This window comes from Bradyrhizobium arachidis (assembly GCF_015291705.1).
Classification (GTDB): Bacteria; Pseudomonadota; Alphaproteobacteria; order Rhizobiales; family Xanthobacteraceae; genus Bradyrhizobium; species Bradyrhizobium arachidis.
This window is the reverse complement of sequence record NZ_CP030050.1, coordinates 3,917,831-3,934,820: the sequence shown is the minus strand read 5'-3', so window position 1 is coordinate 3,934,820 and position 16,990 is coordinate 3,917,831. Positions and strand designations below refer to the sequence as shown.

Here is a 16,990-nt window from a genome sequence, read left to right as displayed (position 1 = left end):
CCCTCGCGGAAGCTGGAATGCGATTGGGAACCGAATGAGCAAAGTGATCGTCATCACGGGAGCTTCAAACAGCATCGGACGAAACACCTGCAAGAAGCTGGCACAGGCTGGCCACACCGTCTACGTTTCCATGCGGGACACGGATCGCCGCGAGGAGCACGGCAGCGAGGAGGCCAGCCAACAGGGCATGGATATCCGAACCATTGCGCTCGACGTTGCTTCTGAAGCTTCCGTGAACTCGGCCATCGATGCCATCGTCGCCGAGAACAGCCGGCTCGACGTGATCGTGCACAATGCCCGGCAGGTCGTCTACGGACCGGCGGAGGCCTTTACGCCGGAACAGCTCGCCGAGCTCTACGACACCAACGTGCTGGGTGCGCAACGGCTCAATCGGGCCGCATTGCCACAATTGCGCAAGCAGGGCCATGGCCTGCTGATATGGGTTTCGTCGAGCAGCGCGCGGGGCGGCTCTGTTCCATTCCTGGGGGCCTATGCTTCGTCAAAGGCTGCCCTGGATGCGCTGGCGCTCGGCTATGCCGGCGAGCTCGCGCGTTGGGGCATTGAGACGACGATCATCGTTCCGAGCGCACTCGGGCCCGGTCACTACATCCGTTCCGGCAGGCCGCTGGACACCATGCGGGCCGAAGAATACGCGGATGGACCGACGGCCGACGTGAGCGAAATCGCGCTATCGGGCCTTGCGGAACTTCCGGCGAAAGATCAAACGCCGCAGGACGTTGCCGCCGCCATCGCCGATATTGTCGATATGCCGTTTGGTCAGCGACCGCTGCGCGTCCATGTCGGCCCCGACGACGGAGCCGCAGCCGTCGACGCCGTCGCTGAGAGCGTCCGTGCGGAACTGCTCCGGCGGATCGGACTGGAAGACATCCTCAAGCCCGCATCCCTCGGATAGGAGGGCTACCTCACAAATCAGGGATATCCGCGCACGAATGAGCGAGCAGCGCGGAGCCTCAAGGGCACGCGGCTCCTCGGAGCCCCGGACGAAAGTGATACGGCCCAATCCTTTACCCTGATATGGCCGGATGATACTTTTGAAGCGCCACTACGTTCACGCGTCTTGGTGTGCTTCCAAGTCATAGAACGTAACGATTCGTGCGCTGGGTTGATATCTCGAATGGCCCCTCGCTGGCAAAGCAACGACATGACCGCCGCAGCTTGCCACTCCGCGCAAGACGAGTCCGTCCGAGAGATCTTCCTCTTCGGGCCGTTTCGGCTCGACCCTTCACAGCGGCGGATTGAAAGAGACGGAAGCGCGCTCCAACTGTCCGGCCGGGCATTCGACATCCTGCTCGCGCTGGTGCGACAGGCCGGCAACGTCGTCAGCAAGGCGGATCTGATAGCCAAGACGTGGCCGGGTGCCGATGTCGAGGAAAACAGCTTGCGCGTCCATATCGCCGCACTGCGCAAGGCGCTCGGAGACGGCAACGGCGGCGTCAGATATTTGAGCACCGTCTCCGGACAGGGTTACTGCTTCGTCGCGGCAGTCTCACGCCCGGATCAGAGGCCGTCTGCACCAGCGAGTCCCGCTTACGTCCACAACCTGCCAGCGCATCCCAGACAGATGGTAGGACGCGAGCAAGCAATCAGGGACATCTCGGAAAAGCTGAGGGCCCAGCGCTTCGTCACGGTCGTCGGCCCGGGCGGCATCGGCAAGACCACGATCGTCGTTTCCGCGAGCCATGCGCTGCTCGCCGAATTCAACGGTCATGTCCACTTTGTCGGCCTCGGCGAGACGGAGGACGCCGCTCTGGTGCCCGCGATCGTCGCATCTTCATTCGGGCTGCATGCGCGATCGAATGACCCCACCTACAGCCTCGCGACATTCCTGCGCGACAGGCGCATGCTGCTCATTCTGGATTGCTGCGAGCATGTCATCGAAGCCGCCGCGGCGCTGGCCGAACGGCTCTACCAGGCCGCACCGGACCTGCACATCCTGGCAACGAGCCGGGAGTTGCTGCGCGTCGAGGGCGAGTTCACATACCGTCTCCCCCCGCTGCCGAGCCCGCCGGAGAGGGCCGTTCTGACGGCCGCGAACGCCCTCGCCTATCCTTCCGTGAAACTCTTCGTGGAGCGTGCGACCGCGGGAGGCGGCGAGTTCGCGCTGACGGATACAAACGCCTCCGATGTCGGCAACCTCTGCCGTCGACTCGACGGCATTCCGCTTGCCATCGAGCTCACCGCCGGTCATGCAAGCACATATGGCGCGAGAGCGATGGCGCAACTCCTCGACCAGCACCTCAATTTGCTGTGGGAGGGGCGACGCACCGCACTGCCCCGGCACCGGACTCTGCGCGCCACCATCGAATGGAGCTACAATCTTCTATCCGAACCGGAACGTGCGGTTCTCGGCCGGCTCTCGGTTTTCGTCGGCAGCACGACGCTGGACGCCGCGCGGTCGATTGCCGCCGTCACGGAAGACGACGATACGATCCTGGCCATCATCGACAGCCTCGTTGCCAAGTCGATGCTTGCACTGAATACCGGCTCGCAACCGCCCCGCTACCGCCTTGCCGACTCGACCCGGGCATACGCGCAAGAGAAACTTGCCGCCAGCGGAGACGCCGGCGCGATCGCGCGACGTCACGCATGCTATTTTCTCGGTCTCCTCGAGAAAATCGGCGACAAATCGGACCGGGACCTTACGGTGGCGGTCGAGGAATTCGGCAACATACGTGCCGCATTGACGTGGTGCTTCTCGGATCAGGGCGACCGCAGGGTCGGCGTAGCCCTCGCTGCAGCATCGATACCGCTGTTCTTCAAGCTGTCGCTTCTGGCGGAGTGCGAACTCTGGGTGACCCGCGCGATCGATGCGTTCGACCAGACGAATGGAAGCATCAGGCACGGTCTCGCACTTCATACGGCGCTGGGGGCCGCCCGCGTGCTCACAGGGCAGCTGGACGAGCTCGCTGCAAATCACCTCAACCGGGCACTCAAGCTGACAGAGGAGTTCGGCGACATAGCTGGGCAAATCCGTTTGATCGACCAGTTGCACCTGCTGCAATTATTCGCCGGCAAATACGATGACGCATTGGGCACCGCCCAGCGCGGCGAAGCGATTGCTCTCGCCAGCAACGATTCCATTGCGGTGGCGCGCATGCGCCTGTTGCTCGGCGTCTCCTGCCAGTATCTGGGCAAGTTTGGCGCCTCCCGCTCATACCTCGAAGCGGCGCTGCTGCAGCCGGGCTTGGAGGAGCAGTACCATGGCCGCCTCACGCTGGAGTATCCCAAACGCGCTCAGATCAGCCTTGCCCGCGTCCTTTGGCTGCAGGGCTATCCCGATCAGGCGGCGCAAGTGGTGCGCCGAGCCATCTCGGACGTCATCGCAGCAAATCACCCGATCATGTTCTGCCGCGCCCTGCCATGGGCATTCGGCGTCTTCTTCTGGAATGGCGACTTGGAGGATTGCGAAGACCATGTCGACAGGTTCATCGCGGAGGCTCGAAGGTACAACCTCGCCATCCTCCAGATGGTCGGCGAGGCCATGAAGGGAATTACGCTGCTGGCGCGGAACGAGACCGGTACCGGGCTCGCCATGCTGAGAGGCGCGATCGAGCAGCTGCAGAGCAAGAGCTTCGGTGCGGTGGTGGGGCTTCGCATGCCCCTTGCCGAGGGCCTGGCCGCGGCAGGTCAGAGTGAGCAAGCGCTCGACACCATCGACCAGGCGATTGCCCAGGCCCGCCACCGCAACTTCATGATGGACATGCCGGACATGTTGCGCACAAGAGCCGAAGTGCTGATGCAGCTGGGCGATCCGGATCTTGCGCAAGCGGAGCTGAGCCTCGTGCAGGCGCTCGACCTCGCCCGCGATCAGGAGGCACCGGGCTATGAGCTTCGCGCGGCGATCGCGCTTGCAAGGCTGTGGCAAGGACACCGTCGCGACCAGGAGGCGCACGACATGCTTGCGCCCGTCTATCGGCGATTTACCGAGGGCTTCCACACGCGTAGCCTCGTGACGGCAAGGGGCTTGCTTGCCGAGCTGAGCCCTGCGCGCTCGTGCTCGTTTGCGGCCAAATGACCGCCTCCGCCGTGCAATCGCGATAGAGAGGGGCCGTCTCGAACGACGCGTGCGAACCGCCGATCCATGCTGCGCTGGCAATGAGACGTCGGCGCGCGGCACAGGCGGCGTCACGGGCGAAATTGCGGAACGTTCCAGAGCACGGGGATGCGGCGCTTATGGAGGCCGCACAGGCACCCGATTGATGAAATCGGATGCCGCTCCCCGGGGGCATCCGCCGCCTACGATCCGACCTTGGTTATCATGGCGCGCGCGTCGCGCAGGTCCGCCGTCTCGAAACCTTCGGTGAACTTGCCGTAGGCTGCGGCGAGAACATGGCGCGCCTCGACCGCATGTCCTTCGCTCATCCTCAATCGTGCCACACTGATCGCAATCCTCAGCTCCCAGAACAAGGCGCCCTGGCTCCGTGCCACCTCGAACGCCCTGTCGAAGGCCTGCCCTGCGGCGATCGTCGAGCGATGCTCGCCGGGGAGCAGGAGCAATTCGCCCTTGATGCGCCAGAGCTCGGCGACATACCACCCCTCGTCCCTCGCCTCGCAACGCGCGAGCATCTCGTCGGCGACCGCAAGCCCTTGCAACACCTCGCCGGCCCCTCCGAGACATGCCGCAAGCTCGCCGAGAGGAAGCAGAAAGCGCGGCAGGAAGCGCGCCTCGCCCGCGAGTTCGAGCGCTTTGCGTAGCAGCGGCAACCCGGTCGCAAGGTCACCCCGGCGCGCGATCAGCAGGCCCCTGAAGGCGCGCGCCCATACGTTCCACAGGCGGATCGGATGCCGCTCGGTATGCTCGAGCAGCATCGCGCAATAGCGTTCGGCCGCATCGAGATCACCCGCCAGGAACGTGATCGGGCAGGCCCCCTGCCCGAGGACGCTGCAAAAAGTGAGGGCGTGACCACTGGCCCGGCCTTCCTCCACGTTGTGCTCAACGACGCTCAAGGCCTGGTCCGCAAGGCCGAGCAACCACAGGATCCGAGCCTGAAAGTAGCGCGACGAGACCCGCAGGTCGAAGCGGAAACGAATGACCTGGGGCCTTGCTGCGAGGTCCCCAAGGCGCGACAGGGTTCGTCCGATGTGGTGATACGCCAGCCGCTGGTCGCCGAGAAAGTGCAGCGTGGTCGCAAGAAGCCGATCAGCCATCATCCGGTCGACGGGATTGCCGGAATCGGCAACGAGATCCGCGAAACGATGCGCGAATTCGAGCGCCCTGCGGAATTCGCCGTTGTTGAACTGATCGATGCAGAGTCCCCAAAGCGCGCGCAGTCGGTAATCCCTGTCACCGAGCTGCTCGGCAAGCTGAAGGGTTGCGGCCCAGGCCGGGCCGGCCTCCCTCGCCCTGCCTACACCGTACATCAGCGACCAACCGCGTGCGGCCGACAGTTGCATCCGAAGCCGCGGCGAGTCCGCGGCCGCCGGATCGAGCCGCGCGAGGGCAAGTTCGGTCCGTTCGCGACATTCAGCAAGGAGCGACAATTGTACCCATAGCGGAACCGCGGCGGCCGTCAGAGCCGCCCCGACCTGCGAGTCTCCGTCGGGCGAGAAGGCCCAATCGAGGCTCGTTCGCACGTTGTCGGTGTGTCGGCCATAGATGGTGAGCCACTCCGCCTGCGGCCTCACTTCGCTGTCGGCTTCGGCGCCGGCAAAGACTCCGGAATAGTAGTTCGCCTGGCGGCCCGCCGCGCCGGGATATTCTCCGGCGGCGCGCAGCTTCTCCAAGGCATAGGCGCGCGTAGTATCCAGCAGGCGATAGTGTGGGCTGTTACCGCGAATATCCGCGAGAACGAGCGACTTTGCCACCAGCCTGGCGAGCTGTCCGGTCACGTCGCCGATGCCCTCGCCGGCGACGGCGATGACTGCGTCGAGCTGGAATTCGCCGGCGAATATGCCGAGCTGCCGGAGCAGCCACGCCTCGTCTTCCGGCAAGAGGTCGTAGCTCCAGTCGAGCGTTGCACGAAGGGTTTGCTGCCTCGGCAATGCCGTGCGCCGGCCGGTGGTCAGAAATTTGAACCTGTCATCGAGGAGCGCCGCGATCTTCGGCGGGCTGAGCATGACTGCACGCGCCGCCGCAAACTCGATCGCAAGCGGAATGCCATCAAGCCGCCGGCAGATCGCGGCGATGGCGCCGATGTTCTTCTCGTCAGGTGCAAAGCTCGAGCCCAGCGCCTTCGCTCTGCTCGTAAATAATTCCACCGCGCTGTACGCGGATGCGCCAGCGGGCTCTTGCCATGCTTCAGGCGGCACGCCCAAAGGAGGCACGCGATAGACATACTCGCCCTCGATGCGCAGCGCCTCCCGGCTCGTCGCGAGGATGATCGTCCCCGAACAGCGGCTGACAACCAGCTCGGCCACCTGCGCCACGGCGTCGATGACATGTTCGCAATTGTCGAGGATGAGCAACAAGGGCCGAGAGCCGATCGCACGCGCGATCGCATCCGGCGAAATCTCCTCGCCCTCGAGCTTGGTGCCAAGCACGCCGGCGACGGCCGAACAGACGAGCCTGGGGTCCGACAGCGAAGCCAGTTCGACCAGTAGTCGGTCAGCCGCGAAACCGGGCGGCGGCGTTCTGGCGGCCTCCAGCGCCAGTGCCGTCTTTCCGATTCCGCCGGGGCCGACCAGGCTCACCACACGGTAGGCCGACAGCAGCCGCCACAAATGCGCGATCGCGGCGGTCCGGCCGATCAGATCGAATGATGGGCTGGGGATGTTGATCGATGGCGGCAGCCCGGTTGCGGCAGAATGTAGCGGCATATCCAAATGCCGGATCCGCCACGCGCCGAGCAAACGATACCCGCGGCCAACAGTGGTTGACAGCATGTCGCGGTCAGCACCGAGGGCCTTTCGGATCGCGGCGATATGCACACGAAGTGCACTCTCCTCGACAAAGACGCCCCGCCAGACCCGCTCTGTCAGATCGTTCTTGGTGACGAGCTGGCCCTGTGCCTGAACCAATTCCGCAAGAATCTCAAAGGCGCGCCCCCCCAAAGGAATGAGTTCTCCGGCCGAGCGCAATTCGCGTCTGGCAAGATCGATTTCCCATTCCGCGCAAATATAGACGGGACGCTGGCCTGGCTCAGCCATGATTTGGACAGCCCCAAGCGGTTGCATCATTTTCTATCCAGCTTACCACCAACCCTTTCGAAAGACAGAGGTCGCCGTGCGGCGTAGCCGCCGGCCCCTGTCCTGCAATGCGCGCTGTTCAGCAGCCGCGGCAGATTGATCCTTCCAGCATTTTTTCGAGCCGGGCGTCATCCTTGTCGATGGTCGGGTCTGTGCCGAGCATCGGCCCCTTCATCGCGTGACCGCCAGTCTCCGACGAGGGAAGTGCGGTGCCCAGGGAGTTCGTTCCTGGCGTGGCGGCACTCGTACCGAGCGCACCGCCGCTCTCCATCGACATATGCGATCCCATGCCGCCGCGAGCAAACGCGGCGCCCGACAGTGCAACGCTGGCAAGGATACAAATTGCAGCAAATGATCTCATTGCTCACACTCCAGATGTTCAAACGATCCGCCTCCCAGAAACGGATAGCGAGAGCATTTGGCCACGCACAATCGCGCGAGAATTCTGACAACGCTGACAGACTCATCCCGCAAGAGTGATGCCGATTCGCCGGGACTTTCCGCACCGACGACCTACATGACTCTCATCAAAACAATCTTCGGAAACGCCACCAGCCGAGCAGCGATCATAGCCAAGCGTCTCCCTGCACACGACAAGCAATGGAGATTCGCTATGAGTACATTCAAGATCCTGATCGCCGCCGCGCTGATCTCAACAGCAACGATTTCGTCCGCGTCCGCGTCCTGGTCCTTCGCCGATCAGGAGCCGGCCGCCTTTGCATCAATGTATCCCGATCGCGACGTGCTGAACGGTGGCGCGCTGACGCCCGCCGGGCGAATGGGCCTCGAGCGGCCGGGCGGTGCCGCGCCCGTATTCGGCGCGGGTCACTTTCACAGCCGCGACTGGCATCGATGACGAAACAACGTGCTTGATCGCGTCGTGCCAACCATCGCGACGATTTCGTGCAAAGACGAAAATGTTCGTTCGATCAACACTGCGGGTCCGACAAACGCATGCACATGTCCCGTGAGCGGGCCGAGGCGTTCCCGGCATCGCTTTCTCAAGGAGATGTTCGATGACTACACTGAAGCTCTTGTCAGCCGGATTCGTGGTCGCAGCCATGATTGCCTCCCCCGCGATGGCTCGCGAAGGTAACGCGAAGCGTACCAATGCCGACGCCTATGCGTCGGCTCAGCGCGTCCCGGTTTCCTCCAAGCGCGGCTGCGTCCGTGCTCCCGACGTCGGCGCGTACGCAAGCGCCCCCTGGCGCCGGCCGCCGTGCGAGCCCACGTCGGGCTACTGAGCTCGCAGACCGGAGCAAATTCGGTCAAGGAAAGACGGCGGCTCTCGATCGAGTCGCCGTTCTTGCGAAGCGTGCGTTCTCTCGAAGTATTCGTGCTCCGGAGGTCTTGCACGAACAATTCCGAGCGATGTGCGTAAATGATGTTCCATTGATAGTATCGGGGTTCTTCCGATCCACTCTCATCGTGATACACGCCGCGCCGCGGTCACGAATTCGTGTATCGAACGCGCGCGCATCGGGTGCGAGCATCGACGATGAACGAGGTGCCGGCGACTGAGCGGGCCTTCTTGACACGCCGGCGACCTCCCCTGTACGACGCTTTAAGCGCATTCACGCTTTCAAATTCTTGCCAAGGGTCGGTGATCTCAAGGGCGGGCTCGTGACCTCCCGGATCACAGCGGTGAAGTTGATGCACGGACCCCTTATGTCTTCGCCGGTTGATCGCATCTACTCCTTCGGACGTTGGCTGATCGATTGTCAGCGAAGAGAGCTGCGATACAACGACGTCACGGTACCGATCGGAAGCCGCGCATTCGAAATTCTCGAGAAGCTGGTCGGCTCAGCCGGTCTCCTGGTCACCAAGGACGATTTGATCGGGAGCATCTGGTCGGGCCTGACCGTCGAAGACAACACGCTTCAGGTTCATATTTCGGCGGTTCGCAAGGCGCTCGGCGAGGATCGCAATCTCCTCAAGACGGTTTCGGGACGCGGTTATACGCTCGCGGGAGCTTGGCGAAGCGGGCCTTTGGATCACCCTGCAGCCGCACCTGTCACGGTGCCGGCCGACGCGACCTTTTCCAACAACTTGCCTAGCATCCGCGCGCCTCTGATCGGTCGTGAGGGCTCTCTGAGCCAATTGGCCGAATTGTTGTCCGCGTATCGGGCCGTGACCCTCGTCGGCCCCGGCGGCATCGGAAAGACCAAGTTGGCAATCGAGCTCGCGCGCAGCGTCGCGGCCTCTTTCCACGATTCTGTGACTCTGGTCGAGCTCGCGACCCTACAGGATGCGTCCCTTGTCGCATCGGCGACCGCCCGCGCACTCAAGCTGGCCTCGAATGACAAGGACGTTTCGGCCACAAGCATAGCGCAGGCCATCGGGACGCGCCGGCTGCTTCTCGTCCTGGACAATTGCGAGCATGTGATCGAAACCGCCGCGCAGATCGCGAGTGCCGTGCTTCGTTATTGTCCGAACGTCACCGTGCTTGCAACCAGCCGCGAAGGTCTCCGCATCGACGGCGAATATGTTGCGGCCGTTCCACCGCTGTCGGTCCCCGATCCCGAGCTGCACGATGCAGATCTGCTGCTCCAGGAAAGCGCCGTGGAGCTGTTCGTCACGCGAATGCGGGCGCTACGTGCCAGCTTCGTTGCGAGTGCGCAGGAGCTTCAGAAAATAGCCGCCATCTGTCGTCGGCTTGACGGCATTCCGCTCGCATTGGAGTTTGCCGCAGCCCGGGCCGCTAATCTCGGCGTGGACACCGTGTTGCTCCGGCTGGACAAGCGCTTCGAGCTCCTGAACGGCGGCCGCCGCGACCAATTGCCGCGACACCAGACCCTGCGCGCGACATTGGACTGGAGCTATGACCTGTTGTCGCCGGCAGAGCAGAACCTGCTTTGCAGGCTCGCCGTGTTTCCGGCCGGATTCACGCTCGATGCGGCCATCGCGATGATGGACGGCTCGTTGTCGCGCTCGGACGTCATCGAGACCCTGTTCAATCTGGTTGGGAAATCGCTTGTGTCGCTGGACCCCTCCTTCGAGGGTCGATGGCGTTTGCTGGAGAGCACTCGTGCCTATGCACTGGAGAAGCTGGCGGACGCCGGCCTCGTCGAGCAGGCTGCCCGACGGCATGCAGCCTTTCTCAGGCAGATCATCGCGCCACTCGGCGACACCTCTCCCGCTCCCGACGACATCTCCCGTTTTGCCCAGGAAATCGGAAACGTGCATGCGGCGCTCGATTGGGCGTTCTCGCCCGATGGGGATGCCGCGCTCGGCATCGAGCTGACCGCCGGCTTCGTCCCGGTATGGATGCAATTGCTGTCCTTCGTGGAATGCTCGACACGGATCGAGCGCGCCCTTGCGAATTTCAGTCCCGAGTTCGCCTGCGTTCCGAAGCTCAAGGCGCAGCTCTATGTCGCCCTCGGATTCGCACTTCTGAACACGACGGGATCGGCAGATCGCATGAAGGCGGCGCTGAGCATCGGCCTTGGGCTCGCCGAGGAATTGTCCGACCTCGAGCTTCAGCTCAAGGCGGTCTGGACGTTGTGGAGCTACAATCTCAATTCGGGCCAATATGCCGCGGCCAAGGAGGTCGGCGAACGCTACCTCGAGATCGCACTGCGCACTGGAAATCCTGCCAACGAGACGGTCGGCCGCCGCCTGATCGGTGCCGCCACGCATTTCTTCGGCGCGCAGGAGGATGCACGGCGCGAGCTGACCCTGTCGCTGGACCATGCGGCTCACGGATTGGACGGCGGCGCAAACCAGATGTGGTTTCTGCTGAACCAGAGCGTTCTGGCCAAGGCCATGCTCGCCCGGGTGCTGCTGTTGCAGGGAAAGATCGCCCAGAGCAGATCCCTTGCCGCCGAGTGCCTCCAGGACGCCGAGCGCGAGAAGGACAAGCTTTCGATCGCCTACGCGCTTCGGAATGCCGTCTGCCCGATCGCACTGATGACGCATGACCTCGCTGCTGCCGATCAGGCGATATCCTCCCTCCTCGAGCTCGTCACGCGCGAGGGAATAGCTTTCTGGACCAGCTGGACGTCCTGCCTGAAAGGACAATTGCTGGTTCTGCAGGGCAAGCATGACGACGGAATAGCGCTGCTGCGCAATGGTCTGAAAGCGCGCACCGAGAACGGATGGTTGATGCGCAACCCCGAGTTTCTCGGATCGCTCGCCGAAGGCCTGCTCGCGAGCGGCACGCCTGCGCAGGCCTTGGCCGCGGTGGAAGAGGCCTTGTCCATGTCGCGGCAAGGCCGGCAATTGTGGTGCCTTGCGGACCTGTTGCGGATCAAGGGTGAGGTTCTCCTGGCCAATGACCCATCCGATCTGTCTCGATCGGAACTGCTGTTCGCCGAGGGACTATCCGTCGCCAGAGAGCAGCAATGCCGCTTCTACGAGCTGAAGGTTGCGGCGGCATGGGCAAGGATCATGGCGGGATCGAACCGTCAGCGGACCGCACTTGATCTTGTCGGACCGCTCAGCGCTCTGTTCGATCACGAAATCGATCTTCCCGCACTCGCCTTCGCCCGCGCTCTGGCTGAGATACCTGGCATCTCGCCTTCGACATGCGACGGCGACAGGCCGGCGTCTTGCACCTGCCACTAGGGTGACGCAATGAGACGAAGGTCCGGCGGCTTTGCCTCAGCATCCCGGCGGCAGGATCGGCGACACGCCGGGTGTCGGCGCCGCGCCTGAAGCGTTGGCCGGCAACACCGTCGCGGGCGACGCCAGATTCATCGAGACGCCTTCCATGCAAGCCGAGCTGTTCGGGCTGGGCACGACAGCAGCATTCGGGTCTATGCCTGTGCCACCGGCGCTGCTGGTGTCCGCCACGATCGTGCCGGGCGCGGGGCTAGCCAGCACCTGCGGAATCGAAAGCGGCAGAGACGAAGCGCTTGCCACCTGCCCTCCCGGCGTTGAACTGCATGCCACCGTCGCACCTGTTCCCGCCGGCGCAGTCGCGGAGATTGTCCCAATTGAGCTGCTGTTCTGTCCTATGACCGGCAGGATCGGGGCCGCGATGCCTGATGTCGGAAGTCCTGTGGACGATACAGTCGGGGTCGCCGGCACCGGCGCCGGCGATGTCGACAACGGCGCGCACGTGACCACCGTCCCCGGCGTCGTCGGATCCGAGGCGAGCGGGACGGGCGCCAGCGTCGTATCCGGATCGCCCGGCACGGTGCTCGCGGAAAACGGCCCTGGACTGTTGAGCGGCGAGATCACGACCGCGCCCGGCACCGTCGGCAGATCCATTGCCGTAGTGCCGGTCGTTGCGACCTGTGCCTGAGCGGGAGAACCGCCGAGCAGGAGAGCCATCGCCATCGCGAACACGATACGCATCATCTTTCCTGTCCCTAACTCGTTTCGGTCTTGCGAACGCTCACTTTGCTGCCCTCCGCCAGATTGACCGCAGGATTGAGCACGACCTGATCGCCGGGCTGCACGCCGTCGCGCACTTCCACCGTGGTGCCGAAATCCCTGGAGATCGAGACCTGTTGAAAATGAACCGTGCCGTTCCGCACGACCACGACATGAAGACCATTCTGGTCGAAGACGAGCGCGTCGGACGGGATCGTCATCGACGGCGTCCTGCGCGGAATAGACAGCTCGACCGTGCAGTAGATGCCCGGACTAAGCAAACCATCGGGATTGGGGACGTCGATCTCGGTCAGCAGTGTCCGGCTTCCCGGCTGCAGCGCGGTTGCGATCCGCGTGACCTTGCCTGCAAACGTCCGCCCCGGAATCTCGGGCACGCGAATGTCCGCATCGACGCCCGGGCCGACTCCGAAAGCCTCGTCCTGCGGCACGAAGACCTGGGTTCGGATCACGTTGGAATGCATCAGCGTGAACATGAACGTCGATCCGGCCTGCACCAGGCTGCCATTGTCCACGTTGCGCTGGGTGACGACGCCGTCGAACGGCGCCACCACACGCTGATAAGCCTTCTCCTGCTCCAGGACACGGATCTGCGCTTGCTGCGCCGTGATGTTCGACTGGGCGACACCCACCGCACCCTGCTGCGCGCGCAGGGTGAGACGATCATTGTCGCCCTGTTGTGCCGTCAGCCAGCCCTGCTTGACGAGATTGCTGTCGCGCGAATTGGTGACATCGGCGAGCTCCCGGCTCGCCTGCGCCTGCTGAAGTGCGGCCTGGTCCTGGGCAAGCGTCGCCTGCGCCTGCGCGATCTGCTGGTCGAGCTCGGGCGCGGTGGTTTCCGCGAGGAGATCGCCCTTTTTGACCCGGTCGCCAATATCGACATAGCGCTTCTCGATATAGCCGCTGGTCCGCGCGAAGATATTGGCCGCCTCGAACGCCGTCGTCGTCGCCGGCAAGGTGACCTTCATGAGGTCGCCGCTGGGCCGGACCGTCGCTACCCGAACCTCGGGAACGTTGGTTCGAGCTTGCTCGGCCATCGCGGCAACGTCACGCGCGGCCTCATAATGCCGCCAGCCGCCAATGCCGAGACCGCCCGCAAGCAGCAGGAGTGCGCTGCCTCCAAGCAGCGCGCCGCCGTAACGGCGTCCGGATCGTTCGCCCTTGCCAGGCAGCTCCACGATCCGCAGGCTTTCCGCCCCGGGGCGATCTTTCGCCTCCTCGTCATTAGTCCTTGCGCGAACATCGCTCATTCCGGTTGCTCCTCGAATACGCCGTGGTGAGGCTTGCCGTCGTTGCCTTTGCGCAGCATCGCAAAGAGATAGGGCACGATCAGCAAGGTGGTCGGGGTCGCAAACAGCAATCCCCCGATGACCGCCCGCGCAAGTGCGGCATTCTGCTCTTCGCCCGGCCCACCAATCGCCATCGGGATCATGCCCACGATCATCGCCGCCGCGGTCATCAGCACGGGCCGGATCCTCGTCCGGCCAGCGCTCAGCGCCGCCTGGAACGCGGAGTGTCCCTTCAACTGCTCGTCCCGCGCGAAGGTCACGAGCAGGATGGAATTTGCGGAAGCAACGCCGATCGCCATGATGGCTCCCATCAGCGATGGCACGTTCAGCGTCGTCCCGGTGATGAACAGCATCGTCACGATGCCGCAGAACGTCGCCGGCAGCGCCAGGATGACGACGAAGGGATCGCCGAAATTCTGGTAGTTCACGACCATCAGCAGGTAGACCAGGATGGCCGCGAACAACAGTCCGATCCCGAGATCCCGGAACGACTGATGCATGCTCTGGATCTGGCCCAGAACCTGGATCGAATTGCCCGGCTGCAACTGCTTCTGCAGGGTGGACGTCACCTTCTCGATGTCAGCCGCAACGCTGCCGAGATCGCGACCCTGCACGCTCGCATAGACGTCATACACCGGCTGGACGTTGGCCTGGTTCGAATTGGTGGGAACGGTCCCGCGCTTGAACGTCGCGACATTGCTGAGGAGGCCGGGCACCGTCTGCCCGCTTGCGGCAAGCGAGGCCGACACCGGCGTGTTGCCCAGGGCGTTCAGCGAGTTGGCCCTGTATTCGGGTGTCTGCACCGCCAGGTAGTATGGAATTCCCGACGTCGGATCCGTCCAGAAATTAGGTGACACCTGCGCGGACGAACTGAGGCTGACATTGATATTGGTCGCCACCGTGCTGGCATTGAGGCCAAGCTGCGCGGCGCGGGTGCGGTCGATGTCGGCATAGAACGCGGGAGCATCGACCTCCTGCTGCAGATGCGCATCGACGACACCGGGAATCGCCGCGAGACTCTTCTGCAGCTCCTTGGCCACCGCCAGGTTGTTGCTACCATAACCGACGGTGCGGACATCGATCTGCGCCGGAAGGCCGAAATTCAGGATTTGCGTCACGATGTCCGCGGCCTGGAAATAGAAGGTGTCCTCCGGAAACGCCGATGGCAGCACCTGCCGCAGCTTCCTGATGTAGTCCGCTGTCGGCTGGTGACCGTCCTTCAGCGACACGAGGATGGTACCGTCGTTCACCCCGATCGTCGATCCGTCAGTGAATGCGAGATTGTAGGCGCGCGCCGGGAGGCCGATATTGTCCACGATCAGCGCCCGGTCCTTGTCCGGAATGACTTCGCGGATCTTGTCCTCGACCGCCTGGAAAATCGCTTCCGTCCGCTCGATGCGGGTGCCAGCGGGCGCGCGAACGTGGAGCTGGATCTGGCCGCCGTCGATCAGGGGATAAAAGTCCCGCCCGACATAGACGAACATGGTCGCTCCGAGCGCCAACACCGCTACGGCGACGACGGGGACGATGACCCGATACCGCAGCAGCGCCAGCAGGAGATTGGAATAGCCATTGCGTAGGCGTTCGAACCCGCGCTCGAACGCGGCAGAGGCGCGCGCAAAGATACTCGACGGGCGATCGCCCTCGCCGTGACGCCGCTCGCCCTTCAGCAGCAGGCCGATCGTGATCGGCGTGAGCGTCCGCGACAGTCCGTATGACGCCAGCATCGCGAACACGACCGCGAGGCCCAGCGGCGTGAATAGATATTTGGCCGGCCCTTCCAGAAACACGACCGAGGTGAACACGCAACTGATCGCGAGCGTCGAGACCAGCGTCGGCACCGCGATTTCAGCAGCGCCGTGCAGGGTCGCATCCGGCAGCGGCATGCCTTCCTCGGTCCAGAGCCGGTGGGTGTTCTCGATCGTCACCGTCGAATCGTCGACGAGGATGCCGACCGCGAGGGCAAGCCCGCCGAGCGTCATCGTGTTGAGGGTCTCGCCGAGAAAATACAGAACGATCAGCGAGGACAGCATCGCCAGCGGGATCGAGATCAGGACGACCAGCGTCGATCGCCACGACCCCAGGAACACCAGGATCATCAGCGCCGTGAGGCCCGCCGCAATCGCCCCTTCGCGCAGAACACCATTGACCGAATGGGTGACGAATATCGACTGGTCGAATAGCTCGTTGATCTTCATCCCCGCCGGAGCCGCCGCGCGGATCGACGCCAGCGCCGCCTTCACGCCATTGACGACGGCAAGCGTGGAGGCATTTCCGTTCTTGATGACGCTGAGCAGGACGGCGCGATGGCCGTCCTCGCGGACGATGTTCTGCTGGACCTGGGCGCCGTCGCGGACCTGGGCGACGTCCTTCAGGAAGATCGTCGCGCCGTTCGCGAACTTGACCGGAATCATGTTGAGATCGTGGATCGTGGCCGGCGTCGCGTTGGTGCGAACGGTGTACTGGGTGTCGCCGATCTTGGTCGTGCCGGTCGGCAGCGTCAGGTTCTGGGTGTTCACCGCGTTGACGATGTCGAGCGGCGTCAGTCCCCGCGACAAGAGCTTGTTCGGATCGATGTCGACCATGATCTGGCGGTATTTGCCGCCGGCCGGCGTGGGCAAGGTCACGCCCGGCACGGGCGCCAGTTGCTGGCGGACCCGGTAAATGCCGAAATCGTAGAGCTGCTGCTCGTTCAGGCTGTTCGACTCGAGGCTGAGCTGGAGCACCGGCACGCTCGAGGCATTGAACTGCACGATGATCGGCGGCTGGATGCCGGGTGGCATCAGGGCGCGGATGGCGTTCGTCGCGGAGACGATCTGCGAGATCGCGAGATCGAGATTGACGTCCGGCTGGAAATAGATTCTCTGAACCGACAGACCGTTGAGGGTCTGCGCCTCGATATTCTTGATCCCGCTGACATTGGCACTGATCGAATATTGGCTGTAGGTGCTGACGCGCTGCTCCATCTCCGGGGTCGAAAGCCCAGTATAGCTCCAGATCACCGTGACGACCGGGATCTGGATCTCCGGGAAAACATCGGTTGGCATCGACCGGATCGCGATGCCGCCGAGAAACAGGATCAGGGCCGCAAGCACATAGAATGTGTGCGGAAGCCGCAGCGCGAAACGAACAATTCCCATGGTGGTCTGCCTGAAGCAAATGACGCGAGATCGTCGGACAGGTGAGGACGGTCGGACCTCCGTTCAAATGAAAAGCAA

The 16,990-nt window shown here is 63.5% G+C and carries 9 protein-coding genes and 1 pseudogene; 6 read left to right on the top strand and 4 right to left on the bottom strand.

Going from position 1 to position 16,990, the window contains the following annotated elements:
- Positions 1 to 34 precede the first annotated feature (34 nt).
- A complete protein-coding gene (locus WN72_RS18130; RefSeq protein ID WP_092217439.1) occupies positions 35 to 913 on the top strand; it encodes an SDR family oxidoreductase in 879 nt (292 codons plus the stop codon).
- Between the two features lie 249 nt (positions 914 to 1,162).
- Positions 1,163 to 4,036, top strand: a complete 2,874-nt coding sequence (locus tag WN72_RS18125) for an ATP-binding protein (protein ID WP_244553823.1) — start codon at positions 1,163 to 1,165, stop codon at positions 4,034 to 4,036.
- A gap of 221 nt (positions 4,037 to 4,257) precedes the next feature.
- On the opposite strand, the gene WN72_RS18120 is transcribed toward WN72_RS18125, so the two are convergent.
- Positions 4,258 to 7,137 carry an ATP-binding protein gene (locus tag WN72_RS18120; protein ID WP_143130665.1) on the bottom strand — a complete coding sequence of 960 codons (2,880 nt, stop codon included), beginning with the start codon at positions 7,135 to 7,137 and terminating at the stop codon, positions 4,258 to 4,260.
- An 88-nt stretch (positions 7,138 to 7,225) separates the two neighbouring features.
- Positions 7,226 to 7,507: a hypothetical protein gene (locus WN72_RS18115; RefSeq protein ID WP_027559103.1), complete on the bottom strand. Its 282-nt coding sequence runs from the start codon at positions 7,505 to 7,507 to the stop codon at positions 7,226 to 7,228.
- A 57-nt stretch (positions 7,508 to 7,564) separates the two neighbouring features.
- Between WN72_RS18115 and WN72_RS46950 the strand changes: the two genes are divergently transcribed.
- The 4 genes and pseudogenes from WN72_RS46950 (at position 7,565) to WN72_RS18095 (ending at position 12,394) form a co-directional block, all read left to right on the top strand.
- A complete protein-coding gene (locus tag WN72_RS46950) occupies positions 7,565 to 8,002 on the top strand; it encodes a hypothetical protein (RefSeq protein WP_244553824.1) in 438 nt (145 codons plus the stop codon).
- A 160-nt stretch (positions 8,003 to 8,162) separates the two neighbouring features.
- Complete coding sequence (locus tag WN72_RS18105) at positions 8,163 to 8,390, top strand: hypothetical protein (protein WP_084334274.1); 228 nt, start codon at positions 8,163 to 8,165, stop codon at positions 8,388 to 8,390.
- Between the two features lie 409 nt (positions 8,391 to 8,799).
- Positions 8,800 to 10,140 (top strand): annotated as a pseudogene (locus WN72_RS47845) (ATP-binding protein); the annotation flags it as partial.
- Between the two features lie 1,603 nt (positions 10,141 to 11,743).
- On the top strand, positions 11,744 to 12,394 hold the full coding sequence (locus WN72_RS18095) for a hypothetical protein (RefSeq protein ID WP_244553825.1): 651 nt from the start codon (positions 11,744 to 11,746) through the stop codon (positions 12,392 to 12,394).
- A 67-nt stretch (positions 12,395 to 12,461) separates the two neighbouring features.
- On the opposite strand, the gene WN72_RS18090 is transcribed toward WN72_RS18095, so the two are convergent.
- Both WN72_RS18090 and WN72_RS18085 read right to left on the bottom strand, forming a co-directional pair.
- Positions 12,462 to 13,733 (bottom strand): efflux RND transporter periplasmic adaptor subunit, encoded by a 1,272-nt coding sequence (locus WN72_RS18090; protein WP_092217442.1) that lies wholly within the window; start codon positions 13,731 to 13,733, stop codon positions 12,462 to 12,464.
- The gene (locus tag WN72_RS18085; RefSeq protein ID WP_092217443.1) at positions 13,730 to 16,912 is read right to left on the bottom strand and encodes an efflux RND transporter permease subunit; all 3,183 of its coding nucleotides are present in this window, start codon (positions 16,910 to 16,912) and stop codon (positions 13,730 to 13,732) included. Before WN72_RS18085 ends, WN72_RS18090 begins: the two co-directional genes overlap by 4 nt.
- Positions 16,913 to 16,990 lie beyond the last annotated feature (78 nt).

Bases quoted from the DNA above. Each gene is read 5' to 3' on its own strand.
- WN72_RS18115 (WP_027559103.1), bottom strand. From the start codon at position 7,507: ATGAGATCATTTGCTGCAATTTGTATCCTTGCCAGCGTTGCACTGTCG.
- WN72_RS18120 (WP_143130665.1), bottom strand. From the start codon at position 7,137: ATGATGCAACCGCTTGGGGCTGTCCAAATCATGGCTGAGCCAGGCCAG.
- WN72_RS18090 (WP_092217442.1), bottom strand. From the start codon at position 13,733: ATGAGCGATGTTCGCGCAAGGACTAATGACGAGGAGGCGAAAGATCGC.
- WN72_RS18125 (WP_244553823.1), top strand. From the start codon at position 1,163: ATGACCGCCGCAGCTTGCCACTCCGCGCAAGACGAGTCCGTCCGAGAG.
- WN72_RS18105 (WP_084334274.1), top strand. From the start codon at position 8,163: ATGACTACACTGAAGCTCTTGTCAGCCGGATTCGTGGTCGCAGCCATG.
- WN72_RS18085 (WP_092217443.1), bottom strand. From the start codon at position 16,912: ATGGGAATTGTTCGTTTCGCGCTGCGGCTTCCGCACACATTCTATGTG.
- WN72_RS18130 (WP_092217439.1), top strand. From the start codon at position 35: ATGAGCAAAGTGATCGTCATCACGGGAGCTTCAAACAGCATCGGACGA.